Genomic DNA, 14,744 nt, shown 5'->3' on the forward strand with positions numbered 1-14,744 from the left:
AAAGCCTGTCTGAGTCAGGTTTCGTTCAGCTTCACTCATTAATATAGCCTGTGAACATGCACGAATGAGTTTGGAGAAGCATTATGAAACGTATTACCCTGAGTATTATCACCGGCGTTTGCTTAATGATTGCGGGGCAAGCAAGCGCCCATTCAGGTCATCATTCTCACTCGAATAGAGGGGCGAATGAAAGGGTCACTATTATTACGCAACCTGCTCGTCCGATCATTGACGTAGCCATAAGCGTTCCTGAAATTGGCCTGTACGTTAACGTCTTGCCAGGTGCGCATAGGGTAGAGGTTATCGACAATCATCGTTATTACGTTGCTAATAATCATTACTATCGCAAGCATGGGAATCGCTATGTGGTTGTCGATTCACCCTACAAAAAGGTGAAAAAAGTGAAACACCACAAGCGCAGTCACGCTAGATATCACGACAACGCAAAAGTGATCGTGGTAAGAGAAGGCCGCTAAGTTCAGGTTGATAAGCTGGAAGAGATAGGAATAGTGGGGCGTTAAGAGGCTGATGGTTTTTGCTACTAAGCAAAAACCATCAAGTATTCACTAGGCTTCTTTTTTGAGGTCTCGACCAAGCAGAGCTAAGGCCGCCTCTTTAGGGGATTTTCCGTGATAAAGCACAGCATAAATTTGTTCACAAATAGGCATTTCTACGCCTACTTTCTTAGATAAAATGTGCACTTCTTCAGTGTTGCGATATCCCTCAACCACTTGTCCGATTTCGTCAATAGCAACATCGACACTCTTGCCTTGACCCAAAGCCAGCCCAAAGCGACGATTGCGCGATTGATTGTCTGTGCAAGTCAAAACTAAATCGCCAAGACCCGCCATACCCATAAAGGTTTCTGGATTTGCACCCAGCTTCACGCCCAAACGGGTAAGCTCTGCTAAACCTCGGGTGATTAGCGCCGTTCGCGCGTTTGCACCAAAGCCAAGGCCATCGGCTAAGCCCGCGCCTATAGCGATAACGTTTTTAACCGCACCACCAAGCTGAACGCCAGTAAAGTCTGAGTTTTTGTATACTCTGAACGATTTTGCGCAATGCAGCTTTGCTGCAAATTCGTCACTCAGCGTATCGTCAGTGGAAGACAGCGAAATTGCAGTAGGTAAGCCTGCTACCATTTCTTTAGCAAAAGTAGGGCCTGATAACACGGCTAGGGGATAGTCGGTACCCAGTATTTCCTCTGCCACATCGCGAAGCAGACGGCCCGTTTTTGGCTCAAGTCCTTTGGTCGCCCAAATAATGCGTTGATGCGGTTTAAGCAATGGCTTTAAGCTTTGAAGCATAGCCGCAAATGCATGGCTAGGTACAACCACTAAAATATCTTGGCTGGCGGCTACCACTTCTTCTAAGTTGGCATTAACCACTAGGGCATCTGGAAATGTCGCGCCTGGAAGATAACGAGCATTCTCTCGGTTCGCTTCCATTTCGGCAATGTGCTTTTCATCACGGCCCCAAAGCAGTGTGGGGTTGCCATTTCTGGCAAGACAAAAAGCAAGGGCGGTGCCGTAAGACCCCGCCCCTAATACTGAAACAGACTCTGAAACCGAATGCGACTTCATGTCCACGCCTTTCATGTTCACCTAATTAGGCGTCCATCTTTGGCGCTTCGCCCTGCGCTTGCTGTGCACGTTTTTGCACGTAAGCGGCAAAGATAGCGTCGAAGTTTACAGGCGCTAGGTTAAGTGGAGGGAATGTTCCACGGTTAACCAAGTTAGAAATGGTTTCACGCGCATATGGGAAAAGCATGTTCGGGCAGAACGAGCCCAGCGTGTGCGCTTTGTTTTGGTCTGGCATTTCGCCAATAGCGAAGATACCTGCTTGTTGCACTTCACAAAGGAATGCAGTTTCTTCACCAAGCGTTGCCGTAACGGTAACTGAAAGTACAACTTCAAATACATTTTCTTCTAGCTTGTTAGTGCTAGTGTCGATGTCTAGTTTAATTTCAGGCTTCCACTCTTTAGTGAAAATAGCTGGCGCGTTTGGAGACTCAAAAGAAATGTCTTTTGTGTAGATACGCTGAATATTGAACTGAGCACTCTGTTGCGCTTGTGCGCCCGCTGCTTCGCCGTTATTTGTCTGATTTTCGTCAGCCATGGTATTTCCTATTTAATTGTCGTTTTAATTTAATGTAGTGCGTTGCTGTATGCGCTGACGCTTTACGCCAAACCCAACATTGGATTTAGTTTGCTTTGTGCTTCCAAAGCCATCATATCGTCACAGCCACCAACGTGCTGATCGTCAATGAAAATTTGCGGAACAGTCCAGCCGCCGTTTGCGCGTTCAATCATCTCGTCGCGCAGTTCAGGCTTAACATCTATTGGGTATTCAATAAATTCTACACCTTTTTGCGTTAGCAATGCTTTTGCACGGTGGCAGTAAGGGCAGTGGCCCTTGGTGTAAAGTTCTACTTTGCTCATAAAGGTTACCTGTTATTTAGAAACGGGAAGGCTGGCACTTTGCCACGCGTTCATTCCGCCTTTTAATACACTCACATTCGCGAAGCCATCTTTAAGCATCGCATTTGCTGTACCACGAGCCTGATTACCCATAGCGCATACTACGATAATGGGTTTGTCTTTACTGTTTTCAAGTTTCTTGAAGTTTTTCTCACGCAACTCTTCAGGTTTAATTTGTCTGGCACCCAAAATATGGCCAGCTTTAAACTCTTTCGCAGGGCGTGTATCTAGCACTATCGCATCGTCTTTATTCATCAAAACCGTTGCTTCGTGCGTGCTCAATTCTTTTACTGAAGATGTCCATGCACTGATATAGCTAAATATCAACATGGCAATCAGCGCAACCCAAATACCAGCAAGAATAAAGTTGTTGCTAGCAAATTCAATTAGTTGATCCATTACCTCTAACCCTGTCTACAGACCATGAAAAGAGTGCAAAGTATATAGAAAAATGGGCGAGAAACCAGCTTACCTTTCAGTATGATTGATGTCAGTCACAGCGGGTTTACGCCAAATACTTTAGATGATTGATATTACGAACAAATTGCACTGGGCATATGGAGGAGCGTCAGATACACTGGAAAACGTTGTTAGCAGCAACGATGAAACACATTAAGTCATCAATGAAAAAGTTAAGGTTCTAGGCGCACGTATGTCAGTACGATTATTTCTTTCAATCATTGGGTGCATAGTTGCCCTTGCAATTATGCCGATTGGAAGTGGTGCTATTGCACAAGAAGGCGGTGCGAATAGTCAAAAAGAAAAATTAGCTGAGTTACAGGCCGAACTGCGCGCTCGACAGCAAGTATTAGAGAACAATAGAGCCAGTGCACAGGAATTAGAAAATGTGCTGAAGGCCTCTGAACTCGAAATCGCTAAAGTGGCGAAAGCACTATCCAGCACCCGACAGTCACTTAAAAATATTGAGCAAGAACAAGCGAAGCTCGAAGAAGAACAAGAAGGGCTTAAAACGGCTATCCGTAAACAGCAGTCACTTTTATCGAGCCAGCTTAAAAGTGCATTTATGGCGGGGCATTACGACTACGCAAAAATGCTGTTTTATCAAGATGACGCGCGAACCTTCGAGCGTGTCATTACCTATTATCAATACGTGGCTAAAGCGCGCCAAAAAGAGATTGAGAGCTTTAGGGGAAATGTTGCTAGGCTTGAAGAAGTTAACGCAGAGCTTCGCGAAAAAGCCTTGTCACTTGCCGCTTTGAAAGATGAGCAAGAAGGTCAGCGAGCAGTACTTATAACCCGTCAGGATGATAGAAAAGCAACGCTTAAGAAAATAAACAAAACCATAGCCTCTGAAAACCAGCGTATTGCGTCGCTACAAGCTGATGAAAAAGCGCTGAAAGACGCTATTGAAGCGGCCCGGATTGCCGCAGAACGGGCTGCCCGTGAAGCCGAAGTGAGTATGGATGGACTTGCCAAATTAAAAGGTAAGCTGGCAGCGCCTGTAAAAGGCAGAATACGAAACTTATTTGGTAGTCGCCGCCAAGGGCAAGTGTCTTGGAAAGGCATTGTGATAGATGGTGCCGAGGGCGACCCTGTAAACAGCATTGCGCCTGGAAAAGTGTTGTACGCCGATTGGCTGCGCGGATTTGGTCTGGTCGCTATTGTCGATCATGGCGAAGGGTATATGAGTGTTTACGGTCACAACCAAGCGTTACTCAAGCAAGCTGGCGATGATGTCAGGCAAGGTGAACGCATAGCACTTGTGGGCCGAAGTGGTGGTCAGGAATATCCTAACCTTTACTTTGAAATTCGTCATAAAGGCAAGGCGCTAAATCCAAGCTCTTGGCTAGACTAGGCAAGTTAATTTTAGATTTTCAGAAACTAAGTTGAAACTGAATCAGTTGTTGGTATTCTAGAAAAAACACAGCATTGTGTAGTGTGCGCTTAATAATAATGATGAAAAACGGATGTGACTTAGATGCTTTTGCGTCTGCTAATGCCTTGTATAATCTTTGTTTTATGCGGGCTAACTAGCCTTCAAGTAAAAGCAAAGTCAGACATAATTATAATATTAGATGACCTGGGATACAGGCCGTCCGATGTCGCTGCTTTTTCTCTCCCTAAAGAAATTACCTTTTCTATACTTCCGCAAACGCCGCTGGCTTCAGAAATTGCGCTCCGCGCTGAGCAAGAAGGCAGGGCCGTTATGCTGCACATGCCTATGCAGGCGCAAAGTGGAAAGAACATGGGGCCCCTTGGATTAACCACTGACATGTTTGCAGGTGCCATTACTTACAATTTGCGCAAGGCAATGAAGAGCGTGCCGAACGCGGTTGGTGTGAATAATCATATGGGAAGTGCGTTCACGGGGCAGCAAAAAGGAATGGAAGCGCTCTTAAAAGAGGTGAAGCGGCAAGGCTTATTTTTTGTGGATAGCCGAACCACGGTACTCACAAAAGGTGAAGAAATTGCGCAACGGTTAGGTGTGCCTAGCGCAAGCAGACAGGTGTTTCTGGACCATAAGCTTGAGCCTGCATTCTTACTTAAGCAGTTCAACCACATGAAACGTATTGCTAAAAAGAATGGTCACGTTGTGGTGATTGGTCATCCCCACCCAGAAACCGTCGATTTCTTGAAAACTCATATACCCTCACTTGAAAAAGAAGGTTTAACCCTTACCTCAGTAACCGACTATTTTTCACATGCGCCGAAAGTGGCAAAGCAGTTTGGCAAAGAGCGCAATCAAACGGCTTCGCTTAATAACGCCGATGTGAAGGATAGCAAGGTAAGCATGACCGAAGAAAATGCCTTACACAGCAGTGGGCTAATGCACAGCTCCGCAGAAAAAGGCGTTGCTGAGCGCTTAGGCACAGCGCCAAACGAATAGCTTTTTTGCCCCATTTTATACGTAGTTAGTTCATTTTCATCTCGTTAAGATCAAAATTTAATGTGGGAACGTTTCTCATTTCTGTGAGTCTGTTATAATATAACGTCTCTGGCGAATAGTTCGCGAACTCATTTTTTCACGGTGGTAATTAGGGTAATGACTCCAATTGACGAGAATCCAACAAAACTAGACAAACTTGGCATCTGGGTGTCGAGCTTGTGTGCGTTGCATTGCCTCGCGCTACCTGTTTTGGTGCCTCTGCTGCCGCTGATCGGTTCTAGCTTTTTTGCACAAGTGTGGTTTGAGAGAACGATATTAACCTTTTCGTTAATTGTAGGTGCAGTCGCCTTGGTTAGCGGTGCAATTCGCTATCATGGCAAATACTACCCGCTGGCACTGCTGTTTACGGGTGGCGCTATCTATTGGCACAAAGATATTTTTGGGCATCACTACGAACCCTTTACCATCGCGATAGGTGCAGCGCTAATTGTGGCCGGCCACTGGGTGAATATGCGATTGTGTAGACAATGTAAGTGCTGCAAGAATACGGTGTTTTCAGACCACCTTTCAACTGAATTTAAGTAGTCAACTAAGCTGCATTTCAAGAAAAGCATTCCAAAAAAAACGAGCCAATGGCTCGTTTTTTTTATAGTGTGAGTCTGTATCAGATACGCGCTCTACAGACTTTTCGCACTGAAAAAGTAGGGTTTAATGCGACAACACATTAAGCGCTACATCGGGCACGTTAGTGAATATGCCCGTCACTCCCCACTCGTTAAGCATAAGCATGTCTCTTGGCTCATCTACGGTATAAACGAATACGTCAAAACCGTCTTGCTGCGCCGTTTGCACAAACTGCTTATCAACGGCGTCTAATGCAATGTTTACGGAATAAGCGTTCAGAGCCCGGGCGCTTGCCGTACAGTCAAGCTCGTAGCTTGCAGATAAGGCGCCGATCTTCACTTCGGGCCACTTAAGCGCAATAGCTTGAAGCCAGTGATGGTTAAATGAAGAGATAAGTAGCTTATCAGCATTAATGCCGCTTTGCTGTACCGCCGCTTTAACGTCTTTAACCCATCTGTCTACGTCGCGTAAGTGTTTTATCTCAATATTGCACCACTTGTCTTTTGGAACACAATTCAGTGTTTCGGTCAGGGTCGGTATGCGCTCTCCATCCCCAATGTCCATTTCTGTAAGGGATTGCCACGGTACGTCAAGTAAATAGCCGGATTCCCGTGCTCTGCGCGTAAGTGTTCTATCGTGAAAAACAATAATGCCGCTTTCGTGCTGATAGGTATCAAACTCAATGCCATCGGCACGTTGTTCGAAAGCCAGTTTAAATGCCTTTACTGTGTTTTCTGGGGCGGCTTTACTGGCACCTCGGTGAGCAAAAATGAGCATAGACATTTCTTCCTTAAAGATCACAACACGGCTTAATCATCTTTTGCATTATGCAACTTATGCGTGTTGAGCGTTTCATAAACTGATGCTGACGTAATAAGAATTCCACCTAACAACGCACTTAAACCAGGTTTTTCGTTAAGCAGAATAATAGCAAGGAAAACGCCATAAAGAGGCTGCATGCAGGCTATGAGCGAAAACGTTTTTGCCCTGAGGTGACGTAGGCTCGCAGCAATAAGTGCATGAGGAAGCGCAGTAAATACGGTGCCTAAAAGCAATAGCATTAGCCAAGAACTGGTAGACGCTGAGGTTATTGCTGCACTGCCTACCGGCAACATTAGAATGCTGATAACCAAGGTCTGCCACGCCATTGCCTGCGCACCGCTGTAGTGCTTAAAGTGCTTACGATGAATAAGGTTTCTAAACGAATACAAGATGGCGGAAGCAATACCGATGAGAACACCAAGGGTAATGTCATTTTCCAGTGATGTCTCTGGCACTATTAAATAAACGCCAACGACCACTGTAACGGTAGATACGATATCCTGCCAGACCAGCCTTACCCGCTCAAAGAAAGGCTCGATAAGTACCGTGATTACAGGAAAGGTAAAAAGGGCAATCATGCCAACAGACACCCCAGCATATTGCATGGCGGCAAAATAGGTGACCCAGTGCAATGCCATAAGCACGCCTAAACCGAGGGCAACGCCGTAGTCTTTTTTTGAATTCAGCTTTATTTTGTTCTCCGCCAATTTCAAAAAGGCAAACAACGCTATGCAGGCAAATACTGAACGAACAAGAGTGATATCACTGGCGCTAAGTGGTACAAGCCGAGAGAAAAGGGCTGTACCACCAAGTAAAATTACCGTGAAATGAAGTGAGATCAGGCTTTTTTTAACAGCATCCATAAATTAGCTGTCAGCGCCCTCTGACGAAGCCTCGTTCTTTTCGTCACTGGCTGTTTCATCGCTAACGTGCGTATCTTTAGCTGTAGCTTGTGCGGTTGATTTAAGCGCCATAGGCTCACCAAGGCGTGTAACCATACCAGGGGCGAGGTCTTCAAAATCAATCATGTCTTTTTCGAAACACACCACAATGGTCGAACCTAGCTTGAAGCGGCCTAGCTCGGCACCTTTTTCAAGGAAAACTGCTGCTTCACTGTCTTTTTCATATGACCAGTGCTGAACATTTTTACCCGCAGGTGGCGTAACCGTGCCAGCCCAAACTGTCTCAATACTTGCCACTATGGTAGCGCCCACAAGCACCATCGCCATTTTGCCTACAGGCGTGTCGAACAGCGCCACAACGCGCTCATTACGTGCAAACAGACCTGGAATATTTTGTGCTGTAAGAGGATTTACCGAAAAAAGTTCGCCCGGCACATACAGCATATCAGTAAGCGTGCCCTCAACAGGCATGTGAATTCTGTGATAATCACGAGGGGCAAGGTAAATGGTAGCAAACTTACCATTTTTAAATGGCGCAGCTACATCAGGCTTGCCACCTAATAATGTAGTTAGGCTAAAGTCATGGCCTTTCGCCTGAAAAATACTGTCGCTATGGATATCGCCAAACTGACTTACCGTACCGTCAACAGCATGGATAAGTACGTCATCGTTTTCGTCAATGGTGCGGGCTTCAGGTTTAAGCGGGCGGGTGAAGAACTTATTAAAGCTTCTATAATGCTCTGGTTCCTCATGCAGCGCTTCTGACATATCAACATTGTATTGCTTAATAAACGCCTTGATGAAAAATGTCGTAACGCTACCCATTTCTGCTTCTGCAAGTTTGCCTACAAGGCGTGAAAGCAGGTGCTTTGGTGTAACGTATTGTAAATTAACTTTAAGCCAATCTAACACAAAATATCTCCGTTTCTTTTATGCAAGCAATAACGCATTGCATAGATAGCGTTATTGTATAGTAAGTCGTGGTATTAAGAGCAACTTTAGGGTTATGAGTGCTTACACAAAAGCATAAGCACGTGGTTCACACCAAAAGAATAAATCGCCGAGTTAGTGACGGCTATTACGCGTAAGTAGTGCGTGTACTTCTTCGGTCGCTCCAACGAGTTTAGCGCTCCAGTGAGGTTGAAACCTAGTGGCAGTTGTTATGCCCCGGGAGGCTGGCTGTGACTAGGGCGCTGCTCTTCCATGGTGGTTAATATTCTATGGTAGCTGTCGAAGCGTTCTGCGCTAATTTTTCCTTCTTCTACAGCTTCTCTTAGTAAGCATCCCGGATCATTTAAGTGCTTGCAGTCTCTGAATTTGCAGCCGCCCAAATAATCTCTGAACTCAATAAAGCCCCATGTAATACGTTCGGTAGGAATGTGCCACAAGCCAAATTCACGTACTCCTGGGGAATCAATCAAATCACCGCCGGCTGGCAAGTGAAGCAATTTGGCCGCCGTCGTTGTATGTTGACCTAGTCCCGAGTTATCTGAAATATCGCCGGTTAATTCATCGGCGTCTGGCAGAACTTGGTTTATAAGGCTCGATTTGCCAACGCCGGACTGACCTACGAAAACGCTGATGTTATCGTTAAGGTATTCATTGAGTTTGCTAATGCCTTCACCGGTTTTGCAACTGGTGAAAAGCACTTCGTAGCCTAAGTTTTCGTACGTCTTAAGTTGCTCTGTAACGGTTGTGCGTTCCTCTTCACTGAGCAATTCTACTTTATTAAGGACAATCAGCGGCGTAATACCAATGTCTTCACAGGCAACGAGGTAACGGTCGATAATATTTAGCGAAAGGGTAGGTAATATAGCGCTAACCACAATAATGCGGTCAATATTCGCGGCGATGGGCTTAATACCGTCGTAATAATCTGGGCGAGTCAGGACAGAGTGCCTGTCTTTTACAATTTCAATAACCCCACTTACACCTGACTCAGCGTCATCCCCTTTACTGAAAAACACCTTGTCACCACACACTACAGAGTCTACCGTGCGGCGAATGTGGCAGCGAGATACTGCGCCGTTTGCGTCTTCAACGTCGGCGTGTTTACCAAAGCGACCAATCACAGTACCGCTTTCTAGCGTGCTTTCATCAAGGTTCGCCGCGCCCTTTGACGCGTGCTTTTCACGCAAGCGCTTGCTTCTATTTGCTGCAACTTGTCGTTTCTGTCGTTGTGTAAGTTTTGGTTTTTTCGCCACGATTCTTTTCTAGTTTCACGTATACTATGTCAATAATACCGTTTGTAGGGCATGGTTGCCATGTCTGTAGCGCAAAGAGGAACGTAATGAGTAAACACGACAGTAACCTTGTTTGGATAGACATGGAAATGACAGGGTTAGATCCTGAAACCTGTGTAGTAATGGAAATCGCGACCATTGTTACCGACGCACAGCTGAATATTTTGGCGGAAGGCCCTGTAATAGCAGTACATCAAAGTGATGACGTGTTAAACAATATGGACGAGTGGTGTACACGAGTTCACGGTGAAAGTGGATTAACTGCACGTTGCCGAGAAAGTAAAATAAGCGTTGAAGAAGCGTCAGCGCAAACTATTGCCTTTTTAGAGCAATGGGTAGATGCAGGCAAGTCACCGCTATGTGGAAACACCATAGGGCAGGACAGACGCTTCATGGTTAAGTACATGCCCGAGCTTGAAGATTACTTTCACTATAGAAATATTGACGTAAGTACAATAAAAGAACTAACGCGCCGCTGGAAGCCTGAAATTTTAGACGGTTTCGAAAAGAAAGGCGTACACCTAGCGCTTGATGATATTCGCGAGTCTATTGAAGAAATGCGCTATTATCGTGAGAAAGTGTTTACGATTTAAGCATTCAAACATTGAGGTGCAAAAAAAGTAGAATTAAAGGTTGCGTTACCCCAAAATTTTTGTAAAATGCGCACCACTTCAAACGAAGTACCTCTTTTGTTGCGGGAATAGCTCAGTTGGTAGAGCACGACCTTGCCAAGGTCGGGGTCGCGAGTTCGAATCTCGTTTCCCGCTCCAAATTCACTTACCATCGGTAAGTATCTATAAGATGCACAGCATCGACTCTATGCGGGAATAGCTCAGTTGGTAGAGCACGACCTTGCCAAGGTCGGGGTCGCGAGTTCGAATCTCGTTTCCCGCTCCAAATTTTTCAGACACCTCAAAAATAAAAACTTATCTTGCTTTTAAGTGCGACCCCTTGATGGGCCCGCGACCGAGTGTCGGCCAGATACCAATCTCGTTTCCCGCTCCAAATTTTCAAACATCACGAAAATCTAAACATTAGCAGATGTATTGATGCGCCCCTTTATGCGCCCGCGACCGAGTGTCGGCCATCGCTTCACAAAGCATTCAAATTAGTTTTTGCTACAAACCATAACCTCTTATGTTACTGAAAAGCACCGTGCATACTTGCTCAAGAATCGGCAAGTCGTCAGCTCTGAAAAACGGTTTAAGACCTACTTATTTAAATATACAAGGTGACCTAATTAACTGCGTAATCTTAAATTTATACGAAAGTATAAATTTGCTTGCGCTTATTGCTTCAGCGCCGATTCTGTCTGTCTTTACGCACCGTTGTGAATCCTTATTCATGACTCTTTGCACCTTCCTAGTGCGGTGCCGCCTTGATTTCAATCTAGTTCTCAATAAATCTACATTTTACGAGCTCTTTTGCACATTAAATGTGCATTCGAAAGCCGTTAGTTAAGTCTTTTTGAATATTAAATAGATTTTAGTGGGTAAATATGCATAATGCGCCGTTTTTTAGCGGTAGTTTCACTGTTTACTTGCTTTTTGATAGGCACACCATTTGCAAAATGCATTATGTAAAACGCAAATTGAAAACATATAAAAATAACCATCGCTTTTAGACTCCTCAAAAGTGCCGTAAAGAGCACTCTGGAACGAAAAAGTAATACTTGGAGAAACACACATGGCTTTTGGTTCATCAAAGCAAAACAATATTTCTGCACTAGCAATTGCAGTAGCATCTGCACTTACTGTTAGTGCATCTGCGGTTCAGGCTCAGGAAGAAGCCGCTGTTGAAGAGAAGGATGTCGAAAAAGTAGTTGTAACCGGTTCTCGCGTTGCTCAAGACTCCTCCCTGGAAGCAGCGAGCCCTGTTCTTGCCATTAATGCTGGTGATATCAAAACATCTGGTCAAATAGATTTAGGTGCCATGTTGCGTGAGTCGCCTCAACTACAGGCGTCACTGCCGGGGTCTTTTTCTGCATTTAATGGAACCCCACTAGGAGCAAGCTTACTGGACTTACGTAATCTAGGTAGTGAGCGAACCTTGGTTATGGAAAACGGTCGACGACATGTTTCAGGTATTGAGGGTACGGGCTCTGTTGATGTAAATACCATCTCTACTGCTTTACTTAGAAACGTGGAAGTCCTCACTGGTGGTGCCTCAGCTGTTTACGGCGCTGATGCGGTAACCGGTGTTGTCAACTTTAATATGAGAAACGGAGCCTCGTTCGACGGGCTAGAGCTTCGCACTCAAACAGGTGTGACTGACGATGGTGACGCAAATGAATTCTTTTTATCATTGGCCAACGGCTTTTCTACAGATAAAGGTGATTTAGTATTCGCGGTTGAATACCAAGAAACAAGCCCAGTGTATGCTAGAGATAGAGACTTCGCAGGCTCTGGTCTATATACACAAGTAGCTAATACAGAGGCTACTCAGAGTGCATTTGGTATTGATTCACGCTTCAAGAATACTTGGGTGCCAGATTACAGACTTCCAATTTCAAGTGACAGAGGTGTAATTTCATTAACTGGCAGTGCGTTTGGAGATGTCGCTGGATCTGGCGGCGTGCTAGGTTGCGGCACTATCGGAACGTCCATGTTTCCAACGTGTCAGGTAGTGGGTGAAGACGGCACCTTACGTGCCTACAATCCCGGCGATGTTTATGCTGGACCTTTCGATGCGAGTGGTGGTGATGGTGTACCGGGTAGTCCTGACGCTGAACTTATCCTTCCAGAGTCTAAAAGAGTATTAGTACAGGCAGTGTCAAATTACGAACTAAATGAATTCGTAAATTTCTTTGTAGATGCCAAATTCGTATTTAGCTCGACTAAAGAAACTAATCAGGTGAATGGTTTCAATGACGATATTCCAATCTCACTAGACAATCCGTATATTCCTGCAGCTCTACTGTCTCAAATTAATGAATTACAAGCAGAAGGTGAATCACCAAGCTTGGTAATGTCCCGCGATGTTCTTGATATAAACGCTAATTCAAACCCAGAAGCAGAACGTAAAACGTATCGTATTGTTACAGGCTTCGATGGTTATATCCCTAACACCGCTTTAGAGTACGAGGTTTTCTATAACTACGGTCGAACTGATGCCGACATTACTTCGAACTTGCGCATAGAAGACAGATACTTCGCTGCTATTGACGCTGTAACAGATCCAGCAACTGGCAATGTTGTTTGTCGCTCTGACCTAGACAGTTCTGCGCTTCCTCCTACGTCGCCGTTTCCATCTGCGAATGCGAATTTTGGGTTCTTAACTTTCCAGCCTGGTGATGGTTCTTGTGTACCAGTGAATTTGTTTGGAAAGGATTCAATCAGCGCAGAAGCGGCTAACTTTATATTCCAACCTGGCACTGAGCAGAACGATATAACGCAAGAGAATTTCTTAGCAGTAGTATCGGGCGACTCTTCTGATTTATTCGAGCTTCCGGCAGGCCCTGTTATGTTTGCTCTTGGTTACGAATGGAGAAAAGAGTCAAGTACCTATACGCCAGATCCATATTCTGCAGCAGGCTTAACCTTTGGAACATTAGACTCTCGCAACGGCCCAACCAATCCTTCTGACGGTGAGTACGATGTTTCAGAATACTTTGTAGAAGCAACTATACCTTTACTAGAAGGTGTCGATTTCGCTGAGCGATTAGAGCTGCGCACTGCATACAGAAGCTCAGACTACGACCCATATGGTACGCATGACGCTTGGACGATAGGAACAGTATGGTCACCTGTTGATACATTTAGTATTCGAACGACCTTCTCTGAAGCGGTGCGGGTTCCCAACATTAATGAAGCCTTCGCACCTACATTTGCGGCTTCACTTGGTGCAGGAGATGACCCTTGTAACCAAAACTTAATTAGTGCGGGCTCTGAGTTCAGGGAGGCGAACTGTATTGCACTGATTGGCGACGCGGTAGCTGATGGCACTTATGATTCTACTAACTTCCTGTCAGCGTTTGTTTCTGGTTCAACGGGCGGTAACCCAGACCTTGATCCTGAAGAAGCAGAAACCATCACGATTGGTACAGTGTGGAGACCAGATACAGAGCTCGACGGTATGCTGGAAGGTTTAGTAGTGACACTAGACTACTATAATATTGAAATTGATGGCCTGATTGATAGCCTTACTGGTTTTGACATTGCATCTAACTGCGTAGACGCGCCAACAATCAACAACCAATTTTGTGACGCAATTGACCGCGATGCTACAAATGGATTTATCACAGATTTTCGTTCAGGGTTTATCAACCTTGCAGCGGTAGAGACATCTGGTATTGATTTCCGCGTAGATTATGGCTTTGAGTTGGCTAAATTAGTCGACACAGACGGAAGAATTGAATTCACTATCAACGGAACAAACTTCCTCAAAAATGATGAAGTAAGGGATGTGAGTGCACCTGACGAAGTCACAGATGTTCTTGGAACGTTTGGGCGACCAGAGTGGATCGTAAACATGAGTGCAGACTATATAATTGGTGAACTCGTTGTTGGGTGGAGAGGACGCTACGAAGGAAGCCAGCTACTTCCAGGGCTAGAAAACCAGGATATCGAGAGTGATCCTGATTTTATCAGTCAAACTCACACTGGCTCTGCGTTGGTGCATGATTTTTCTGTTTCATACACTTTTGAAGATAGCCTAGAAGTATATGGTGGTATCAATAACGCGTTTGAGGAAGATCCTTACCTTGGCACATTGTCGAGACCGGCAGGGCCTAGAGGACGCTTCTTCTATCTAGGCGTAAATTACACAATGTAACGTCTACACAGATTTAAAAAAGCAGCTTTTTAGCTGCTTTTTTTATATCTCT

14 protein-coding genes and 2 tRNA genes are annotated in these 14,744 nt (G+C 45.1%); 8 read left to right on the top strand and 8 right to left on the bottom strand.

Annotation, left to right across the window (positions count from 1 at the left end; translation table 11 throughout):
* The first annotated feature begins 83 nt into the window (after positions 1-83).
* Complete coding sequence (locus ACFI6L_RS19555) at positions 84-476, top strand: hypothetical protein (protein ID WP_014948066.1); 393 nt, start codon at positions 84-86, stop codon at positions 474-476.
* Between the two features lie 90 nt (positions 477-566).
* Here the strand turns inward: ACFI6L_RS19555 and gpsA are convergent, their stop codons facing one another.
* The 4 genes from gpsA to ACFI6L_RS19575 all read right to left on the bottom strand — a co-directional run bounded on the left by gpsA (position 567) and on the right by ACFI6L_RS19575 (position 2,879).
* Positions 567-1,598, bottom strand: a complete 1,032-nt coding sequence (gpsA, locus tag ACFI6L_RS19560; protein ID WP_014975504.1) for an NAD(P)H-dependent glycerol-3-phosphate dehydrogenase — start codon at positions 1,596-1,598, stop codon at positions 567-569.
* 10 nt (positions 1,599-1,608) lie between these two features.
* A complete protein-coding gene (gene secB / locus ACFI6L_RS19565) occupies positions 1,609-2,118 on the bottom strand; it encodes a protein-export chaperone SecB (protein WP_014948068.1) in 510 nt (169 codons plus the stop codon).
* Between the two features lie 62 nt (positions 2,119-2,180).
* Positions 2,181-2,441, bottom strand: a complete 261-nt coding sequence (gene grxC, locus ACFI6L_RS19570) for a glutaredoxin 3 (protein WP_014948069.1) — start codon at positions 2,439-2,441, stop codon at positions 2,181-2,183.
* Between the two features lie 12 nt (positions 2,442-2,453).
* Entirely contained in the window at positions 2,454-2,879 is a 426-nt protein-coding gene (locus tag ACFI6L_RS19575) for a rhodanese-like domain-containing protein (protein ID WP_014948070.1), read from the bottom strand.
* A 253-nt stretch (positions 2,880-3,132) separates the two neighbouring features.
* Here ACFI6L_RS19575 and ACFI6L_RS19580 point away from each other — a divergent pair, with 253 nt between their 5' ends.
* From ACFI6L_RS19580 to ACFI6L_RS19590, 3 genes are all read left to right on the top strand, one after another.
* Positions 3,133-4,296 carry a murein hydrolase activator EnvC family protein gene (locus tag ACFI6L_RS19580; RefSeq protein ID WP_283629902.1) on the top strand — a complete coding sequence of 388 codons (1,164 nt, stop codon included), beginning with the start codon at positions 3,133-3,135 and terminating at the stop codon, positions 4,294-4,296.
* A 141-nt stretch (positions 4,297-4,437) separates the two neighbouring features.
* Entirely contained in the window at positions 4,438-5,328 is an 891-nt protein-coding gene (locus ACFI6L_RS19585; protein ID WP_462574641.1) for a divergent polysaccharide deacetylase family protein, read from the top strand.
* Between the two features lie 156 nt (positions 5,329-5,484).
* Positions 5,485-5,913 (top strand): MerC domain-containing protein, encoded by a 429-nt coding sequence (locus ACFI6L_RS19590; RefSeq protein WP_014948073.1) that lies wholly within the window; start codon positions 5,485-5,487, stop codon positions 5,911-5,913.
* Between the two features lie 123 nt (positions 5,914-6,036).
* On the opposite strand, the gene ACFI6L_RS19595 is transcribed toward ACFI6L_RS19590, so the two are convergent.
* From ACFI6L_RS19595 to rsgA, 4 genes are all read right to left on the bottom strand, one after another.
* Positions 6,037-6,729, bottom strand: coding sequence for a glycerophosphodiester phosphodiesterase (locus ACFI6L_RS19595; protein ID WP_462574643.1), 693 nt, complete (start codon positions 6,727-6,729; stop codon positions 6,037-6,039).
* Between the two features lie 32 nt (positions 6,730-6,761).
* Positions 6,762-7,637: a DMT family transporter gene (locus tag ACFI6L_RS19600; protein WP_462574639.1), complete on the bottom strand. Its 876-nt coding sequence runs from the start codon at positions 7,635-7,637 to the stop codon at positions 6,762-6,764.
* A 3-nt stretch (positions 7,638-7,640) separates the two neighbouring features.
* Entirely contained in the window at positions 7,641-8,588 is a 948-nt protein-coding gene (gene asd / locus ACFI6L_RS19605; protein WP_110289438.1) for an archaetidylserine decarboxylase, read from the bottom strand.
* 248 nt (positions 8,589-8,836) lie between these two features.
* Positions 8,837-9,880 (bottom strand): small ribosomal subunit biogenesis GTPase RsgA, encoded by a 1,044-nt coding sequence (rsgA, locus tag ACFI6L_RS19610; RefSeq protein WP_014975509.1) that lies wholly within the window; start codon positions 9,878-9,880, stop codon positions 8,837-8,839.
* 86 nt (positions 9,881-9,966) lie between these two features.
* Here rsgA and orn point away from each other — a divergent pair, with 86 nt between their 5' ends.
* The 4 genes from orn (at position 9,967) to ACFI6L_RS19630 (ending at position 14,692) form a co-directional block, all read left to right on the top strand.
* Positions 9,967-10,512: an oligoribonuclease gene (gene orn / locus ACFI6L_RS19615; RefSeq protein WP_462574640.1), complete on the top strand. Its 546-nt coding sequence runs from the start codon at positions 9,967-9,969 to the stop codon at positions 10,510-10,512.
* Between the two features lie 101 nt (positions 10,513-10,613).
* Positions 10,614-10,689 (top strand) — tRNA-Gly (locus ACFI6L_RS19620).
* Between the two features lie 51 nt (positions 10,690-10,740).
* Positions 10,741-10,816: transfer RNA gene (locus tag ACFI6L_RS19625), tRNA-Gly, on the top strand.
* A gap of 789 nt (positions 10,817-11,605) precedes the next feature.
* Complete coding sequence (locus tag ACFI6L_RS19630) at positions 11,606-14,692, top strand: TonB-dependent receptor domain-containing protein (protein ID WP_012517058.1); 3,087 nt, start codon at positions 11,606-11,608, stop codon at positions 14,690-14,692.
* Positions 14,693-14,744: the final 52 nt, after the last annotated feature.

It is taken from the genome of Alteromonas sp. G4i35, assembly GCF_054960375.1.